Raw genomic sequence first — 18,016 nt, forward strand, 5'->3', positions numbered from 1 at the left:
AAAGAGTAACGGAGGCTTCTAAAGGTTCCCTCAGCACGGTTGGTAATCGTGCGTAGAGTGCAATGGCATAAGGGAGCTTGACTGAGAGACCTACAAGTCGATCAGGTACGAAAGTAGAGCATAGTGATCCGGTGGTTCCGTATGGAAGGGCCATCGCTCAAAGGATAAAAGGTACGCCGGGGATAACAGGCTGATCTCCCCCAAGAGCTCATATCGACGGGGGGGTTTGGCACCTCGATGTCGGCTCGTCACATCCTGGGGCTGGAGAAGGTCCCAAGGGTTGGGCTGTTCGCCCATTAAAGTGGCACGCGAGCTGGGTTCAGAACGTCGTGAGACAGTTCGGTCTCTATCTACAGTGGGCGTTAGAAATTTGAGTGGATCTGACTCTAGTACGAGAGGACCGAGTTGGACTAACCTCTGGTGTATCAGTTGTTCCGCCAGGAGCATTGCTGAGTAGCTACGTTGGGAAGGGATAAGCGCTGAAAGCATATAAGCGCGAAACCCACCACAAGATGAGATTTCTTTAAAGGGTCGTGGAAGATTACCACGTTGATAGGCTATAGGTGTAAAGGCAGTAATGTCATAGCCAAGTAGTACTAATAACCCATAGGCTTATTGTACGCCTGTTTTTTTAAAAGTTATACAATTAGAAGTATTATAAAATAAGTTCATGATTTTTGTTTCAATATGTTAAGATATTTGTTTATCCAAAGCGATAAACGCTGTATGCTAAAGGATTTAGATCTAATAGCGAGCAGCTATAACTTAAGGTGGTTATAGCGATGGGGCTCACCTCTTACCATTCCGAACAGAGAAGTTAAGCCCATTAGCGCCGATGGTACTGCATTTGTGGGAGAGTAGGTCGTTGCCTTTTTTATTCCTCAACATTTATTTGTTGAGGATTTTTTTTGCAATAAACTCAACCTAAATAATTATTGGTAAGGTGTAATCTAGAAGGGAATATGCTTAGTTATATTTCTGCGTAAGCGATATTGTTCTGTTGGTTATGAGCTAGTTTTATAAGGATATATTAGAACTATTGTATTTAATACATTAATAAATAGAAAAATACGTATAACTACGCATTTCTTGTAAGTAGTATTTGTCTTATATTTGTATTGCTATTAATTAGTTCTTAGGGAGAATTAATGAAAACTCTGAATCGTAATGATTTGGAGTTTTCGCCTTTTACAGACTTTCTTTTTTATAACATGCCTGATTTATGTAATTGGTAAGGTTAGCAATTGAGAATTAATAAGTTTTATAGTTATCTACGCGCTATTTTTAAACTAATTTAAAAGGTTTTTTTAACTTTTTGTACATTTACTCCAAGTAATTAGCCTTATTATAGTGCATGGTGTATTTTATGTTGCAGTTTTAATTTGTGGCTCAATAGTTGATTTAATCTTTAAGGAAATCTTGAAAAGTATTATTTTATGAAAAGTATATTTATAATTATTGCAGTTTTAGCTTTAAACATAACTAAAGCTCAAATATTAGAGCCTGTTAAATGGGAGACTTCAGTTAATAGGGTATCAGATACTGAATTTGATTTAATAGCAACTGCAACTATAGACTCTGGTTGGCATTTATATTCACAAACGGTTCCAGAGGATGGACCTATAGCAACGAGTTTTAGTTTTGATGGAAATGGTAAATTTCTTAAAAAGGGAAATACTAAAGAAGATGAAGGTCATGTGGTAGATGATCCTATTTTTAGTATTAAGATAAAATATTTTGATGATAAGGCTACCTTTAAACAGCGTATAAAGGTCAAAACAAAAAAAAGCTTTACTGTAGAAGGCGTGGTTAATTTTATGGTATGTAACGATAGTAGATGCTTATCTCCAACAGAAGAGGATTTGTTGTTTACGGTTGAGTAATTGAGCCTTTAAAAGTTATACTTATGTTCTTATTAATATTACGGAAATAGTATTTGATATTGTTATATAAAAAAAGTGATCAACTTAGTTGATCACTTTTTTTATTATTTAAACTTTACTCGTAGATGTTACAATCCGAAAGCGGCTTTTACTTTATCTACATAATCTAATTTCTCCCAAGTAAATAATTCAACATCTAATGTTATTGATTCACCATTTGGTTGTGAGAATGATTTAGTAACTGTTTCATTTTTACGTCCCATATGGCCGTATGCAGCGGTTTCGCTATATATAGGAGCTCTTAGCTTTAAACGCTCTTCAATAGCAAATGGACGCATATCAAACAGTTCTGTTACTTTTTGTGCAATCTCTCCATCGGTCATGTTAAAGGTACAGGTTCCGTAAGTATCTATAAAGATTCCCATAGGTTCTACAACACCGATAGCATAACTAACTTGTACTAAAACTTCACTAGCAACACCTGCTGCTACTAAATTTTTAGCAATATGTCGTGTAGCATATGCAGCACTTCTGTCTACTTTACTTGGGTCTTTTCCAGAAAAAGCACCACCACCGTGTGCACCTTTCCCACCGTAAGTATCTACAATAATTTTTCTACCCGTTAAACCAGTATCACCATGCGGTCCACCGATTACAAATTTACCGGTAGGATTGATATGATATTTAATATCGTTGTTGAATAAATTTTGAATAGCTTCAGGTAAATCTGCAACTACACGTGGAATTAAAATTTCAACTATATCTTTTCTAATTTTAGCAAGCATTACGTCATCCGCATCAAAATCGTCATGTTGTGTAGAAACAACAATCGCATCAATACGTTGTGGTACATTATCATCGCTATATTCAATAGTTACTTGACTTTTAGAATCTGGTCTTAAGTAAGTAATGTCTTTATTTTCGCGACGTAATTCAGCTAAAACTTTTAGAATTCTATGAGATAGATCTAAAGCTAATGGCATAAAGTTTTCTGTTTCGTTACTAGCGTAACCAAACATCATACCTTGATCTCCTGCACCTTGTTCTTCTTTAGTACCACGATCTACACCTTGGCTAATATCGTCTGATTGTTCGTGTATAGCAGAAAGCACACCACACGAATTTCCATCAAACATATATTCACCTTTGGTGTATCCAATTTTGTTAATGGTATCTCTAGCGATTTTTTGAACGTCCAAATAAGTCGTCGATTTAACTTCGCCAGCAAGCACTACTTGTCCAGTAGTAACTAGAGTTTCACATGCTACTTTTGATTCGGTATCAAAAGCTAAAAAATTGTCGATTAACGCATCACTAATCTGATCCGCCACCTTATCTGGGTGTCCTTCAGAAACACTTTCCGAAGTAAATAAATAAGCCATATTATATTATTTTATAGCAAGATTTGACGAAAACGTCGAAGGAAGTTTACACTGCCTTTAGCATTTTTATTTGTAAAAAATTAATTTCAATGTTTTTGAAACTTTATTTAGTACAAAGAGGTTGCAATCAGTCAAATCTTTCCTCTGTTATATGTGGCTGCAAAAATAGAAAAATAAAAGGAATTGCGAATTCATTTAGAGTTTTTTAACCTAAAATTTGCTTAATAAGTTTTATTTATAAATATTTGATGAATCTAATCTTCAGCAACACCTATATACAGAATGTTTTGGGGAAGAACGATTGAATTTATAATATAGGATGAAAAAGAACTCTTTAATTAAAACGTCTATTAATGTCATTGTGATTATTTCATGATGCACTCGGAACGTTTTTTTAAATCTTAATATGTTAAAAAGCCTTCCTTTTAGAGAAGGCTTTTTTTATTGTAAATTTTTGATTTTTTGGACATAGTAAAAATATCGAATTAAATAATTGATAATCAAGTAGTTGATAGGTGTTTTAGGTTTGTGAATTTAACCTAAAAAACGAATTATAAATCGTTTTAAATGGCTAATAAATTAATTTCGAGCATTATTTCAAAGAATGAAGAGTTTTTAATGAAATTCATAAAAACCTAAATTATTAAAATAAAAATACAGTAAAAGATAAAATTATCCGCAACAAAAATGAAGGAACTCAATAAACATAGTAAAAGGTTAACTCAAGATGAATCTCAACCTGCATCTCAAGCGATGTTATACGCGGTAGGTTTGACTGATGAAGATATGAAAAAAGCCCAAGTGGGTATTGCTAGTACAGGTTACGATGGTAATCCTTGTAATATGCATTTGAATAACTTGGCTGCTGAAGTGAAAATTGAGTGTAAAATAGCAGATTTAGTAGGTTTAGGGTTTAATACTATTGGTGTTTCCGATGGTATTTCTATGGGAACTTCAGGAATGAATTACTCTTTAGCTTCTCGTGACATTATCGCCGATTCTATTGAAACGGTTATGAATGCACAAAGTTATGATGCTTTAATCTCTGTTGTTGGTTGTGATAAAAATATGCCAGGAGCTGTTATTGCTATGTTACGTTTAAATCGTCCGTCTATAATGATGTATGGAGGAACAATAGCATCAGGAAAATATAAAGGAAGAAAATTAAATATTGTTTCTGCTTTTGAGGCCTTAGGTCAAAAAGTAGCAGGAGAGATTGGTGAAGAAGAATACAGAGAAATTATAAAAAGTGCTATTCCAGGAGCAGGAGCTTGTGGTGGTATGTATACTGCAAACACAATGGCTTCGGCTATAGAATGTATGGGGTTTGCATTACCTTATAACTCTTCTATTCCAGCAGAGAATCCAAATAAATTATCTGAAAGTGAAAGAACGGCAATCGCTATCAAAAACCTTTTAGAATTAGATTTAAAGCCTTTAGATATTATTACTAAAAAATCTATTGAGAATGCTATAGCTCTTGTAAATGCTTTAGGTGGTTCTACCAATGCGGTATTACACTTTTTAGCTATTGCACATGCTGCGGATATCGAATTTACTTTAGAAGATTTTCAACGTGTTAGTGATAGAACACCTTTAATAGCAGATTTAAAACCATCTGGAAAATATTTAATGGAAGATGTTCATGGTGTAGGAGGAACTCCAGCAGTAATGAAATACTTATTAGATAATGGTTATTTACATGGTGATTGTTTAACAGTAACAGGAAAAACATTAGCTGAAAATTTAGCAGATGTTGAACCGCTTACTTTTGAAGATGACCAAGACGTTATATTTCCTAAGGATAAAGCATTAAAATCTTCAGGGAATTTGCAAATTCTTTACGGAAACTTGGCAATAGAAGGTGCTGTAGCAAAAATATCAGGAAACGAAGGTTTGTTATTTGAAGGTAAAGCTGTGGTTTACGATGGAGAACAAGCTGCAAACACTGGAATTTCAAACGGGGAAGTAGAAAGAGGTGATGTAGTCGTCATTAGATATGTTGGTCCTAAGGGAGGTCCTGGAATGCCAGAAATGTTAAAACCAACATCGTTAATTATGGGAGCAGGTTTAGGAAAATCTGTAGCATTAATTACTGATGGTCGTTTTTCTGGAGGAACACATGGTTTTGTTGTGGGCCACATTACACCAGAAGCTCAAGAAGGTGGAGCAATTGGATTATTAAAAACCGGTGATAATATTAGAATTAGCGCCGAAGATAATTCAATCAACGTTTTACTTTCTGATGAAGAATTAGCTGAAAGAAAATCACAATGGATTCAGCCAGCTTTAAAACATACAAAAGGAATATTATATAAATATGCAAAATCTGTAGCATCGGCGTCTAAAGGCTGTGTGACAGATTTATAGTAAGTAACGATTACAAGAGCAAGAAGAAAATATATAGAGATGAAAGACACTCAAACCATAAAAAAACAAGCAAATAATACGCAAGCAACTGTGCGTATTTCTGGTAGCGAAGCAATTATCCATTGTTTATTAGCAGAAGGCGTAGACATTCTTTACGGCTACCCAGGTGGTGCGATAATGCCCGTTTATGACGAATTATACAAATTTAGAGATAAAATTCATCATGTTTTAACACGCCATGAGCAAGGTGCAGCGCATGCAGCTCAAGGTTATGCTCGTATTTCCGGAAAAGTAGGTGTAGCTATGGCTACTTCTGGTCCTGGAGCTACCAATTTAATTACGGGTATTGCCGATGCTCAAATAGATTCTACACCGTTAGTATGTATTACTGGTCAGGTCGCATCTCATTTATTAGGTAGTGATGCATTCCAGGAAACTGATATTGTGGGAATATCTACTCCAGTTACTAAATGGAATTGCCAAGTAACAAAAGCATCTCAAATTCCAGAAGCTATTGCGAAAGCATTTTATATCGCTAAAAGTGGCCGTCCGGGTCCTGTTTTAGTAGATATTACAAAAGATGCTCAGTTAGAAGAATTCGATTTTAAATACGAAAAATGTACAGGTGTAAGAAGTTATAATCCTATACCAGATACAGATACAGCAGCTGTAAAAGAAGCTGCAAAATTAATTAACGCTGCAAAGAAACCAATGATCGTTTGGGGACAAGGTGTTATTTTAGGAAAAGCAGAAGAAGAGTTAAAAGCAGTAATAGAAAAAGCAGGAATTCCTTCAGCTTGGACAATTCTTGGAGCATCAGCAGTACCAACATCTCATCCTTTAAATGTAGGTATGGTTGGTATGCACGGTAATTACGCACCAAATGTTTTAACCAATCAATGTGATGTTTTAATTGCTATTGGTATGCGTTTTGACGATCGTGTAACGGGTAGTTTAAATACTTATGCTAAGCAGGCTAAAGTGATTCATTTTGAAATTGATCCAGCAGAGATTGATAAAAATGTGAAAACAGAAGTTGCCGTTTTAGGAAACTCTAAAGATAGCTTATCACAATTATTACCATTATTAGATGCAAAGTCTCACGATGCATGGTTACAAGAATTTAAAGACTTGTACGCTATTGAGTTTGATAAAGTAATTAGAGAAGATTTAACCCCAACCAAAGAAGGTATTACTATGGGAGAGGTTATTAATCAAATAAATAAGGAAACAAAAGGTAATGCCGCTATAGTTTCCGATGTTGGCCAACATCAAATGATTGCTTGTCGTTATGCCGATTTTAATATTTCAAAAAGTAATATTACTTCAGGTGGTTTAGGTACAATGGGCTTTGCGCTTCCCGCAGCTATTGGTGCTAAAATGGCAGCTCCAGACCGTGAAGTTGTAGCTATTATCGGTGATGGTGGTTTTCAAATGAATATACAAGAATTAGGAACTGTTTTTCAGCAGAAAACACCTGTAAAAATTGTAGTTTTAAATAACGAGTTTTTAGGAATGGTGCGCCAATGGCAACAATTATTTTTCGATAAACGTTATGCATCTACAGAAATGACAAATCCTAACTTTGTGGCCATAGCAGAAGGCTATTACATTAAAGCTAGAAAAGTTGTAAAACGAGAAGAGTTGGCAGATGCTGTTAAGGAAATGATTGAATCTAAAGAATCGTATTTCTTAGAAGTATGTGTGGAAAAAGAAGGAAATGTTTTCCCGATGATTCCTACTGGAGCTTCCGTATCAGAAGTAAGATTGTGCTAATAAATTAAGATCTAAAATAAAATGAATCAAGATATACAATCATTTACGATTTCAATTTATACCGAAAATAATATCGGATTATTAAATCGTATTTCAGCTATTTTTCAGCGTAGACACATAAATATAGAAAGTTTAACAACATCACAATCAGAAATTGATGGTGTAAATCGCTTTGTTATTGTCGTTAATATGTGCGAAGAGCAAGCTATAAAAATTGTTAAACAAATAGAAAAACAAGTAGAAACTATTCGTGCATTTTATCATACTGAAGAGGATACTATTTTTACAGAGTCGAGTATGTTTAAAATAAAATCTGAATTATTGTTTAATGAACCTCAAATTCAGAATATTATAAAAGAAAGTTATGCTCGAATTGTAACTGTAAATAAAGATTTTTTTGTGTTAGAAAAATCAGGAAGACGTGTAGAAATCGAAAATTTGCGCAAAGAACTAAGCGTTTACGGTATTATGCAGTTTGTACGTTCTGGCCGTATTGCAGTCACTAAAGAAGAAATGAAAGTAACAGAAGTGCTTAAAGCCTTCAATAATAAATACTAATTAAATTATAAAATGGGAAATTATTTTAACACCTTATCATTAAGAGATAAATTAAATCAATTATCTAAATGTAGATTTATGGACTCTTCAGAATTTGAAGATGGTGTAAATGCTTTAAAAGGTAAAAAAATTGTTATAGTAGGTTGTGGTGCACAAGGTTTAAACCAAGGTTTAAACATGAGAGATTCTGGTTTAGATATTTCTTATGCACTTCGTGATGCTGCCATTGCAGAAAAACGTCAATCTTTTGTAAATGCAAGTGATAATGGTTTTACTGTTGGTACTTACCAAGAGTTAATTCCTACTGCAGATTTAGTGTTAAATTTAACGCCAGATAAGCAACATACAAGTGTAGTAAAAGCAGTGATGCCTTTAATGAAAAAAGGTGCAACCTTATCTTATTCTCACGGTTTTAATATTGTTGAAGAAGGAACTCAGGTTCGTGAAGATTTAACCGTAATTATGGTGGCTCCAAAATGCCCAGGTACTGAGGTTAGAGAAGAATATAAAAGAGGTTTTGGTGTGCCAACTTTAATTGCCGTTCACGAAGAAAACGATCCAGAAGGAAAAGGTTGGGCACAAGCAAAAGCTTATGCAGCAGCAACTGGTGGTGATAGAGCAGGTGTTTTAGCATCTTCTTTTATTGCTGAAGTAAAATCTGATTTAATGGGAGAGCAAACTATTTTGTGTGGTTTACTTCAAACAGGTTCTATTCTTTGTTTCGATAAAATGATTGAAAAAGGAATTGATGCTGGTTATGCTTCTAAATTAATTCAATACGGTTGGGAAACTATTACAGAAGGTCTTAAATATGGTGGTATTACTCACATGATGGATCGTTTGTCTAACCCAGCTAAAATTAAAGCTTTTGAACTTTCAGAAGAATTAAAAGATATTATGCGTCCGTTATTCCAAAAGCATATGGATGATATTATTGAAGGTCGTTTTTCTGCAGGAATGATGGCAGATTGGGCTAACGATGATAAAGATTTATTAGGATGGAGAGCTGCAACAGCAGAAACTGCATTCGAAAAAACTCCAGCTGGTGATGTTGAAATTTCTGAACAAGAATTTTATGACAACGGTGTATTAATGGTTGCTATGGTAAGAGCAGGTGTAGAATTAGCTTTTGAAGCTATGACAGATTCTGGAATTATTGCAGCTTCTGCATACTACGAGTCTTTACACGAAACGCCACTTATTGCAAACACTATTGCAAGACGTAAATTATACGAAATGAATGCCGTAATTTCGGATACTGCTGAGTACGGATGTTATTTATTCGATCATGCTTGTAAGCCTTTATTAGCAGATTTCATGAAAACTGTTGATACAGATATTATCGGTAAGCCTTACGCAACAAGTAATGGTGCAGGTGTTGATAATGCTAAATTAATTGAAATAAATGCAGCTTTAAGAAATCACCCAGTAGAAAAAGTTGGTACATTCTTAAGAGCATCTATGACGGCTATGAAGCCAATAGTTTAATTCTTTAAACATATTTTTAAAACCATTTTAGTCTAAACGGACCAACAGGTTTTACATATTAATATAACCTACAAGCTGTATAAGCTTGTAGGTTTTTAAAATTATAAAGCAATGAGTAAGGAGAGCAATACCTATTTTCCAAGTCTTAATAATATAAAGCTAGCTGCCGATACTATAAAAAATGTATCGGCAGTTACGCCTTTAGGAGTAAGCCTTCGTTATTCTGAATTTTTTGACGCTAATATTTTATTAAAACGCGAAGATTTACAGCAAGTACGCTCGTATAAAATTCGAGGTGCTTACAATAAAATTAGTTCTTTAACTCCCGAAGAATCTCAGAAAGGTGTGGTATGTGCCAGTGCCGGAAATCATGCGCAAGGCGTCGCTTTATCTTGTAAACTGCTTAAAATAAAAGGCACAATCTATATGCCGTCTCCAACACCAAACCAAAAAATAGAACAGGTAAAAATGTTTGGTGGCGATTATATAGAAATTAAAATTGAAGGGGATACATTCGACGACGCTAACCATGCAGCCGTTCGAGAATGTACTGCTTTGGGTAAAATGTTTATTCATCCATTTAATGATGAAAAAGTTATAGAAGGTCAGGGCACGGTTGGCTTAGAGATTTTAGAGCAAACCACAGTGCCTATAGATTATGTGTTTATTGCTGTTGGTGGTGGCGGTTTAGCGTCTGGATTATCAACTGTGTTTAGGGCATTGTCTCCTAATACTAAAGTTATTGGCGTAGAGCCAGAAGGCGCTCCGTCGATGTCGACTTCAATTAAAAATAATAAAAATACCGAGATAGAACATATTGAGAAATTTGTTGATGGTGCAGCTGTAAAGCGCGTTGGTGATTTAAACTTCTCTATATGCAAACAAAATTTACATGCCATGATTACGGTTCCGGAAGGGAAAGTATGCCAGACTATTTTAGAGCTTTATAATAAGGATGCCATTGTAGTAGAACCGGCAGGAGCTTTAAGCATAGCAGCTCTAGATTTTTATGCTGAAGAAATAAAAGGGAAAAACGTAGTTTGTGTCGTTTCTGGAAGTAATAATGATATTACCCGAACTGCCGAAATTAAAGAGCGCGCCTTACTTTATGCTAATTTAAAGCACTATTTTATATTAAAATTTCCACAAAGGGCAGGAGCATTAAAGGAGTTCGTTGTGGATATTTTAGGTCCTAACGATGATATTACTCACTTTGAATATACCAAAAAAACGAACCGTGAAAATGGAGCAGCTGTTGTTGGTATTCAATTAAAATCTTCTGAAGATTTGGAACCGCTTATTGCTAAAATGAAAGCACGTAAGTTTTTTGGTGATTACTTAAACGATAAGCCCGATTTGTTTCAGTTTTTAGTGTAATTCGCATGGTTTTAGCTTAAACAGTAAAAATTTTAATGTATTTCTTTTCGAAAACGTTTGAGTTGTATGTATATGAAACTGTTGTAATTGAAGTGCTAAGAATTTGATATTTTTTCGTACAATGGCTTTGTTTTAGTGTTATTTCAGCGAGAATATTGATACCTTTACTTTACTACATAACACAATATATTTTTATATGAAAACAGCATTTCAAGACATTCCAGACGAATATAAAATAGACTCATTATTACACCAATCTACATATTTGGTTAATGGAGAACTAAAACATTGGGAAGGCGAAACAGCAGAAGTTTATTCTACTATTTCATCTACTAAAGAGTATAAAACAACTGTATTAGGAACAATTCCTCAGTTAGGCGAAGCTGAAGCATTGGAAGCTTTAGATTCTGCGACATCAGCATACAACAAAGGGCAAGGTTTATGGCCAACCATGAAAGTGATTGATAGAATTGCTTGTATGGAAAAGTTTGTTGAAGAAATGAAAACCAAGCGTGAGGAAGTTGTAAAACTTTTAATGTGGGAAATTGGAAAAAACCTGCCAGATTCTCAAAAGGAATTTGATAGAACAGTAGACTATATTTACGATACTATTGAAGCTTACAAGCAAATTGATAGAGACTCAGCAAAATTCGAGAAAAACTCAGGCGTTTATGCTCATATTCGTCGTGGACCACTAGGTGTGGTGCTATGTTTAGGGCCATATAATTATCCATTAAACGAAACCTTTACACTTTTAATTCCGGCATTAATCATGGGGAACCCTGTGGTTTTTAAACCGGCAAAAATTGGTGTTTTATTAATCTCTCCATTATTAGAAGCTTTTCAAAATAGTTTTCCAAAAGGCGTGGTAAACATTGTTTATGGTCGTGGTCGAGTTTTGGCAACACCAATAATGCAATCGGGTAAAGTTGATGTTTTAGCATTAATTGGTAACAGTAAATCTGCAAATGCATTACAAGCACAACACCCAAAAGGAAATAGGTTACGTATGGTTTTAGGATTAGAAGCTAAAAATCCAGCAATTATTTTACCAGATGCCGACTTAGATTTGGCAGTAGAGGAGTGTATTGCAGGAACGCTATCTTTTAACGGACAACGTTGTACAGCTTTAAAAGTAATATATGTACACGAATCTGTGGTAGAGGAATTTAATAGATTGTTTGCTTTTAAAGTAGATCAACTTAAATTTGGAAACCCATGGGAGGCAGGCGCAAAATTAACACCACTTCCAGAAATAGAAAAGCCAGGTTATATTCAAGAATTAATTGATGATGCTAAGGAAAAAGGCGCTAAAATTTTAAATAAAAAAGGAGGAGAAACTACCGAGAACTTTATTTTTCCAGCAGTACTTTATCCGGTTACAAAAGATATGCGTGTATTTAAAGAAGAGCAATTTGGACCAGTAGTGCCAGTGGTTTCTTTTTCAGATATCGAAGAGCCGCTTCATGATATGGCAGAATCTAATTACGGACAACAAGTGAGCTTGTTTGGTCAAAATGTTCATACATTATCTCCATTAATAGATACTTTGGTTAATTTAGTTTGTCGTGTAAATTTAAACAGTTCTTGTCAACGTGGACCAGATGTTTATCCTTTTACAGGAAGAAAAGATTCGGCTTATGGAACATTAAGTGTGCATGATGCATTACGTTCTTTTTCAATTAGAACCTTTGTTGCTTCAAAAGATAACGCTTATAATAATGCTATTTTAAAGGAATTATTAGAGAAGAAAACATCTAACTTTATTAGCACAGATTATATTCTATAATAAAGAGAAAATCACATAAATTATCTTAAAAAATAATTTTATCTTTAGGCTTCTAGTAGTGCAGAATTTTTCACTGAAAAATATTGCACTACTAGAAGCCTTTATATATGTATATTTGATACATTGAAGATTCCTGTAAAAATTTAATTTAAACTAAAATAACTAAAATGAAAATAGCAAAGTATGTATTAGTTGCTGCATGTTCAGCAGTAGTATTAATAGGATGTGGCGGAAAAGAAGAAAAGAAGAAAGAAGGCTTTTCTTATGAGAAAAAAACAGAGGTTGTTAAAACAGTAGAAAGCAACGCAAACGATGTTGTTATTACAGGTAATGATGCCATGCAGTTTAATAAAACCGAAATTAAGGTTAAAGCAGGTGAGAAAATTAAAATTACTTTAAAGCATATTGGTAAAATGGATAAAAATGTCATGGGACATAATTTTGTTTTGCTTAAAAAAGGTGTAAGCGTTTCTGCTTTTGGAAATAAAGCAGCTACTGCAAAAGCTTCAGATTATATTCCTGAAAATGGTAAGGATGTTATTGCTCATACAGGTCTTGTTGGAGCAGGAGAAACATCTATAGTAGAGTTTGACGCTCCTGAGCCAGGAACGTACGATTTTTTATGTAGTTTCCCAGGGCATTATGCCATGATGAAAGGGAAGTTAATAGTAGAATAAATCACCAAGATTATAAAAGCTTTTAAAGTCCTTATTTTGTTAATCATCTGTGATGTATTTAACAGTAATTAGGACTTTACTTTTTTAGAATAAGAATAACTTCAATCTTAATAATTGTTTTGCTTTCATTATTTGCATTAATTCGAAAATCTCTCTTTCTGAATCATATTTTATAGGCTTAAAACTATAGTTTATAGTTATAATATTGATTTCATTATAAATTTACCCTCTTAAGCATAACATTATCCAAGATGTTATGTTTCCAATAAAAAAAACTAACCAAGATGAAAATTAAAAAAATTAGTGCATCATTACTCGTTTTATTATCTTTTTACAATTGTGAGAAAAAGCAGTATGTCGATAAAATTTACGAAAAACCAGAAATAATTAAAGAAGCATCTTCACAATTTCTTTCACCAGAAGAAAGTATGAAAACCTTTTATTTACCTGAAGGCTATAGAGTAGAGCTTGTTGCCAGCGAACCGATGATCGATGAGCCTGTAACCATTGCATGGGATGGAAATGGACGTATGTATGTTGCTGAAATGAACACCTATATGCAAGATGTTGATGGAACAGGAACTAATAGATCTATTAGTAAAATCAAAATGCTTGAAGATTTAGATGGTGATGGTAAAATGGATAAAAGCACTGTTTTTATCGATAGCCTATTATTACCAAGAATGATTTTGCCTCTTGAAAATGAATTGATTGTTAATGAAACGTTTTCATATGATTTATGGAGCTATAAAGATACCAATGGAGATGGTGTTTCCGATAAAAAAGAACGTGTTTACTATAATCCAAATCGTCGTGGCGGAAATTTAGAGCATCAACAAAGTGGTTTAATTTGGAATTTAGATAACTGGTTATATACAACGTATAACCCTATTCGATTTAAGTTTAAAAGTAATGGTAAAGTAGAAGTAGACTCTTTAGAAAACATGCCAAATAGAGGGCAATGGGGACTTACTCAAGATGATTTAGGGAATATGTATTACTCTTCTGCAGGTAGTGAAAATCCAGCTTATGGATTTCAACAACCACCAGTATACGGTGAGTTTAATGCAAAAGGTAGACTTGCTGAAGGTTTTGTAGAGCCTTGGCCAGTAGTTGGAACTCCTGATGTTCAAGGAGGACCAAAAAGATTACGAGAAGATGGTACACTTAACCACTTTACAGGAACTGCAGGACAAGAAATTTATAGAGGACATAAATTACCATCAGATTTATACGGTGATCTTTTTATTCCTGAGCCGGTGGGTAGATTGATTCGTAGAGCGAAAATAAAAAATGAAAATGGTAAAAAGGTGGTGTATAACGCTTACGATAAAGCTGAGTTTATGGCATCTACAGATTTAAATTTTAGACCGTTACAAGCTAAAACAGGTCCGGATGGTGCGCTTTATATTGTAGATATGTATCGTGGTATTATTCAAGAAAGTAATTGGACTAAAAAAGGAAGTTTTCTAAGGCCAGTTATTGAACGCAAAGGGTTAGATAAAAATATAGGAAAAGGTAGAATTTATAGAATTGTACATGAAGATATTGAGCTTGATGAAAAACCTAATTTAATAGGAAAGAAAGCTTCAGAATTAATAGAGTATTTAGGGCACCCTAATGGTTGGTACAGAAATACAGCTCAAAAGTTAATTGTTTTAAGAGGTGATCAATCGGTTATTCCTGAATTACAAGCTATAGCTCGAGATAATACTTCTTTTCTGGATGGTTTGTTTAATAGCGATAAAGATTTTGGTTTAGAGCGTGTTACTGCACTTTGGACTCTTGAAGGTATGGATAATATTGATAAAACCTTAATTACTGAAAAATTACAAGATGAAGATTATCGTGTAAGACTTACTGCTATAAGGTTAAGTGAGAATTTTATGAAAGCGGGTGATAAGGATATTCTTCAAGATTTAGAGAAATTAATTTCAGATGTCGATGTAAATGTTGTAAACCAATTGGCTTTAAGTTTACGTTACAGCAAAGATAAAAAGGCAACAGAATTACTTAATACTATTAATATCAAGTATGAAAGTCACGAAATAATCTCACATGCTGTTGTGGAAAGTTTAAAGAAAGATGACTCTCAGTTGGCGCAACTTAAAAAGCGAATTTCAGCAAGAAGTTTAGGGGCAAGGCTGAGTATAACAAAGGGGTATGACTCCTATAAACAATTATGCATTACTTGCCATGGTGCCGATTTAAAAGGTTTACCAACAGAAGATGGTGGTCTTATAGCTCCATCCTTAATTGGTAGTGGTAGGGTAACTGGAGATAAAGGTGTGCTGAGTAAAATTTTATTAAACGGACTTATTGGCCCAATTGAAGGTAAAGAATATGGTATCATGATGCCTTTAAAAGATAATAGTGATGAGTGGATTGCAAATGTACTGAGTTATGTTAGAGCAATGAATGATGAAGATAATGTAGATAAAAAAGTTGTTAGAAACGCTAGAGCACAATCAAAAGACCGAGAAGATTATTGGACTTTAGAAGAACTTTATAAAGAGTAATTAAATTATTTAATATAGTGGACAAAAAAAGGTTGGATGAGAATCCAACTTTTTTTGTTTGGATAACAATAAATTCAATATAAAAATTAAAATTTATTTTGATGTTTATTATTCGTAAACTACGTTGGGATTATATTTTTAATCCTGTAATAAAAATAAAAAAAAGCCTCAGAGTTAAACCATAGTTTAACTCTGAGGCTTTTTACATAAAAAGAAGTTTCTATTTTACAACCAACTTAGTCCTCATAGTAAATGAATGACCGGGGAATGTACAAACGATCCAGTATTCTCCGGGTTCGCTAGGAGATGTAAAGTAAATAGTTTCGTTACTTTCAGGTCCAACAGTTCCTGAATGGAATAAAACTAAGTCGCTAAACGGAACATAATTTAAATCTGGACCATCTAACCCAAGGTTAAGAGCCATTTCTCCAATTTTAAGCGGTGTTTCTTTACCAGGTTTGGTAATAACAACATTGTGTATCATGTCGTCATTATTATTCAGGGTAAGTTGTATTTTGCTATTTCGGTTTATAGTGATTTCTTCTGTATCATATTTTAATCCAGGAATTGTACCAATAACCACTTTTTCATCTGCTCCATGTTCTCCCCATGAAGATGGCATGGTATTAACTCGCTTAGGTTGGTCTATCTTTTTGTTAGACGTTTTAGTCATATGCATTTTTGGCGATTTTAATTCTCCTCCAGGTACTTGGTTTAAAGTGTAATAGCCCGTATTGTGTAATAATAATTCTCCAGATGCAGATTTTAGTTTAGGCATTTCTATTTGATGAATAAAACCTAAACGCATGCCGTGAATCGTTAATTTTACTTTCAACCCATCAGCGGAAATTTCAGCTTTATGAACCATAGATTTTTGTTGATCTACAATGGGGCTACCGTAAGTATTATGATATTTGTATGTAAACGTAGATATCTTATAGTTCGAAAGATCTTCAGCTAATTTTTTGTTGATAGGCTTGGTGAATTCAAATTCAAAACCGTCATCAAGCGCTTTCATCGTTTTAATTTCAAAAGGTGTTTTACCGCTCCAAACTAAACGTTGTAATCCATAGGCTTTTTTTCCTGTAGATGCCCAACCACGACTCGTCATACCAACAAACATATTGGTGTCTTTACCCCAAATCATCCTTAAAACTCCAGAAGAAAAACCTTCAACAAAACCAAAAGCAGCGCCTTGGTATACGCCATTTACCTTTTCCATGTAAACACGCATGATTTTACTATGTCCTTGATCTCCTATAAATTGTTGGCCTTTAAACGGACCAAATTTACCATTAGTAGTGTCGTATAAAATATCTGAGGTCGATATACCTAATATGGTGTGCGGAAACCAAATTGCGGCAGATTTTAATGCCTTTTCTTTTTTAGCATAATCATACATCGAAAGTCCAGATTGTTTTTCAATATCCTCTGGTTTTAATTTTAACGGTGAGTTTGGTTCGTCTGTCCATTTTAAACTTTCTGCATGCCCTGCAAAATCGCCTTTTTCTAAATGTGACATACGTCCAGAGCCTACCCAGTCGCCTTGGTTTTCTGTATAAAAAATATCGTTATTATCATTAATTGCAAACCCAGCTGGAGACCTAAGTCCAGCAGCTAGAGGTGTAAATTCTCCCTCTGTAGTAACCTTTACAAGCCAGCCTCTCCATTTAGCAAAACTTTTTCCACCTTTATACCATGATACATTTAGCGTTAATATCATGTCGCCGTTTTTGTCAAACTTTGGACCATATGAATATTCGTGATAATTCCCGGAAAGTGGCCATGAGTAAACTGTTTTGTATAAATCGGCTACGCCATCATTGTTTTTATCTTCAAGCCTTGTTAATTCACCACGTTGTGCTAAATAAAAACCATTGTCTTTATATGCTAAACCTAGGGTTTCGTGCATACCGTGTGCATATCTGTTAAATACTGGTGTTTTGCTATATGGATTGTTAACAAGCCAAACTTCACCTCTTCTAGTAGAAACACCGAGTTGGTTTTTATCTGTTAACGCTAAACCTCCAACTTCTAATTTGATATCATTAGGTATCGGGACGTCTACAATTTTATAATACTCAGCTTCTTTTTTAGCTTGATCTGAGTTTAGCATTTTATCTTTTTGAGAAAATCCAAATTGATTTACTAGAAGGACGGCTATTATTACTATTGTTTTATTGATAATCTTCATGTT

11 protein-coding genes and 2 rRNA genes (1 of these 13 cut by a window edge) are annotated in these 18,016 nt (G+C 34.1%); 11 read left to right on the top strand and 2 right to left on the bottom strand.

The features are described 5' to 3' along the window. The 3 genes from GQR98_RS10825 to GQR98_RS10835 all read left to right on the top strand — a co-directional run. Nucleotides 1-620, top strand: a 23S ribosomal RNA gene (locus GQR98_RS10825) (it extends 2,204 nt beyond the left edge of the window). Nucleotides 621-766: 146 nt separating this feature from the next. Further along, a 5S ribosomal RNA gene (gene rrf / locus GQR98_RS10830) occupies nucleotides 767-874 on the top strand. A gap of 562 nt (nucleotides 875-1,436) precedes the next feature. After that, nucleotides 1,437-1,883: a protein-disulfide reductase DsbD domain-containing protein gene (locus GQR98_RS10835; RefSeq protein WP_159019507.1), complete on the top strand. Its 447-nt coding sequence runs from the start codon at nucleotides 1,437-1,439 to the stop codon at nucleotides 1,881-1,883. A gap of 128 nt (nucleotides 1,884-2,011) precedes the next feature. Here GQR98_RS10835 and metK read toward each other — a convergent pair whose 3' ends face one another. Then, entirely contained in the window at nucleotides 2,012-3,265 is a 1,254-nt protein-coding gene (gene metK / locus GQR98_RS10840; protein WP_159019508.1) for a methionine adenosyltransferase, read from the bottom strand. Between the two features lie 687 nt (nucleotides 3,266-3,952). Between metK and ilvD the strand changes: the two genes are divergently transcribed. From ilvD to GQR98_RS10880, 8 genes are all read left to right on the top strand, one after another. Then, on the top strand, nucleotides 3,953-5,635 hold the full coding sequence (ilvD, locus tag GQR98_RS10845; RefSeq protein WP_159019509.1) for a dihydroxy-acid dehydratase: 1,683 nt from the start codon (nucleotides 3,953-3,955) through the stop codon (nucleotides 5,633-5,635). Nucleotides 5,636-5,674: 39 nt separating this feature from the next. Continuing rightward, nucleotides 5,675-7,411: a biosynthetic-type acetolactate synthase large subunit gene (ilvB, locus tag GQR98_RS10850; RefSeq protein WP_159019510.1), complete on the top strand. Its 1,737-nt coding sequence runs from the start codon at nucleotides 5,675-5,677 to the stop codon at nucleotides 7,409-7,411. A 21-nt stretch (nucleotides 7,412-7,432) separates the two neighbouring features. Next, a complete protein-coding gene (gene ilvN / locus GQR98_RS10855; protein WP_159019511.1) occupies nucleotides 7,433-7,969 on the top strand; it encodes an acetolactate synthase small subunit in 537 nt (178 codons plus the stop codon). Between the two features lie 12 nt (nucleotides 7,970-7,981). Then, nucleotides 7,982-9,457 (top strand): ketol-acid reductoisomerase, encoded by a 1,476-nt coding sequence (ilvC, locus tag GQR98_RS10860; protein WP_159019512.1) that lies wholly within the window; start codon nucleotides 7,982-7,984, stop codon nucleotides 9,455-9,457. A gap of 111 nt (nucleotides 9,458-9,568) precedes the next feature. Then, nucleotides 9,569-10,834 carry a threonine ammonia-lyase IlvA gene (ilvA, locus tag GQR98_RS10865; RefSeq protein ID WP_159019513.1) on the top strand — a complete coding sequence of 422 codons (1,266 nt, stop codon included), beginning with the start codon at nucleotides 9,569-9,571 and terminating at the stop codon, nucleotides 10,832-10,834. A 196-nt stretch (nucleotides 10,835-11,030) separates the two neighbouring features. Next, nucleotides 11,031-12,623 carry an NADP-dependent glyceraldehyde-3-phosphate dehydrogenase gene (locus GQR98_RS10870; RefSeq protein WP_159019514.1) on the top strand — a complete coding sequence of 531 codons (1,593 nt, stop codon included), beginning with the start codon at nucleotides 11,031-11,033 and terminating at the stop codon, nucleotides 12,621-12,623. 167 nt (nucleotides 12,624-12,790) lie between these two features. Continuing rightward, nucleotides 12,791-13,300, top strand: coding sequence for an azurin (gene azu / locus GQR98_RS10875; protein ID WP_159019515.1), 510 nt, complete (start codon nucleotides 12,791-12,793; stop codon nucleotides 13,298-13,300). A 284-nt stretch (nucleotides 13,301-13,584) separates the two neighbouring features. Continuing rightward, nucleotides 13,585-15,819 (top strand): cytochrome C, encoded by a 2,235-nt coding sequence (locus tag GQR98_RS10880; protein WP_159019516.1) that lies wholly within the window; start codon nucleotides 13,585-13,587, stop codon nucleotides 15,817-15,819. A 220-nt stretch (nucleotides 15,820-16,039) separates the two neighbouring features. Here GQR98_RS10880 and GQR98_RS10885 read toward each other — a convergent pair whose 3' ends face one another. Continuing rightward, nucleotides 16,040-18,013, bottom strand: coding sequence for a plastocyanin/azurin family copper-binding protein (locus GQR98_RS10885; protein ID WP_159019517.1), 1,974 nt, complete (start codon nucleotides 18,011-18,013; stop codon nucleotides 16,040-16,042). Nucleotides 18,014-18,016 lie beyond the last annotated feature (3 nt).

This window comes from Algibacter sp. L3A6 (genome assembly GCF_009796825.1).
In the GTDB taxonomy this organism is placed as follows: Bacteria; Bacteroidota; Bacteroidia; order Flavobacteriales; family Flavobacteriaceae; genus Algibacter.

Coding starts and splice junctions, on each gene's coding strand:
- GQR98_RS10835 (WP_159019507.1), top strand. CDS start 1,437: ATGAAAAGTATATTTATAATTATTGCAGTTTTAGCTTTAAACATAACT.
- metK (WP_159019508.1), bottom strand. CDS start 3,265: ATGGCTTATTTATTTACTTCGGAAAGTGTTTCTGAAGGACACCCAGAT.
- ilvD (WP_159019509.1), top strand. CDS start 3,953: ATGAAGGAACTCAATAAACATAGTAAAAGGTTAACTCAAGATGAATCT.
- ilvB (WP_159019510.1), top strand. CDS start 5,675: ATGAAAGACACTCAAACCATAAAAAAACAAGCAAATAATACGCAAGCA.
- ilvN (WP_159019511.1), top strand. CDS start 7,433: ATGAATCAAGATATACAATCATTTACGATTTCAATTTATACCGAAAAT.
- ilvC (WP_159019512.1), top strand. CDS start 7,982: ATGGGAAATTATTTTAACACCTTATCATTAAGAGATAAATTAAATCAA.
- ilvA (WP_159019513.1), top strand. CDS start 9,569: ATGAGTAAGGAGAGCAATACCTATTTTCCAAGTCTTAATAATATAAAG.
- GQR98_RS10870 (WP_159019514.1), top strand. CDS start 11,031: ATGAAAACAGCATTTCAAGACATTCCAGACGAATATAAAATAGACTCA.
- azu (WP_159019515.1), top strand. CDS start 12,791: ATGAAAATAGCAAAGTATGTATTAGTTGCTGCATGTTCAGCAGTAGTA.
- GQR98_RS10880 (WP_159019516.1), top strand. CDS start 13,585: ATGAAAATTAAAAAAATTAGTGCATCATTACTCGTTTTATTATCTTTT.
- GQR98_RS10885 (WP_159019517.1), bottom strand. CDS start 18,013: ATGAAGATTATCAATAAAACAATAGTAATAATAGCCGTCCTTCTAGTA.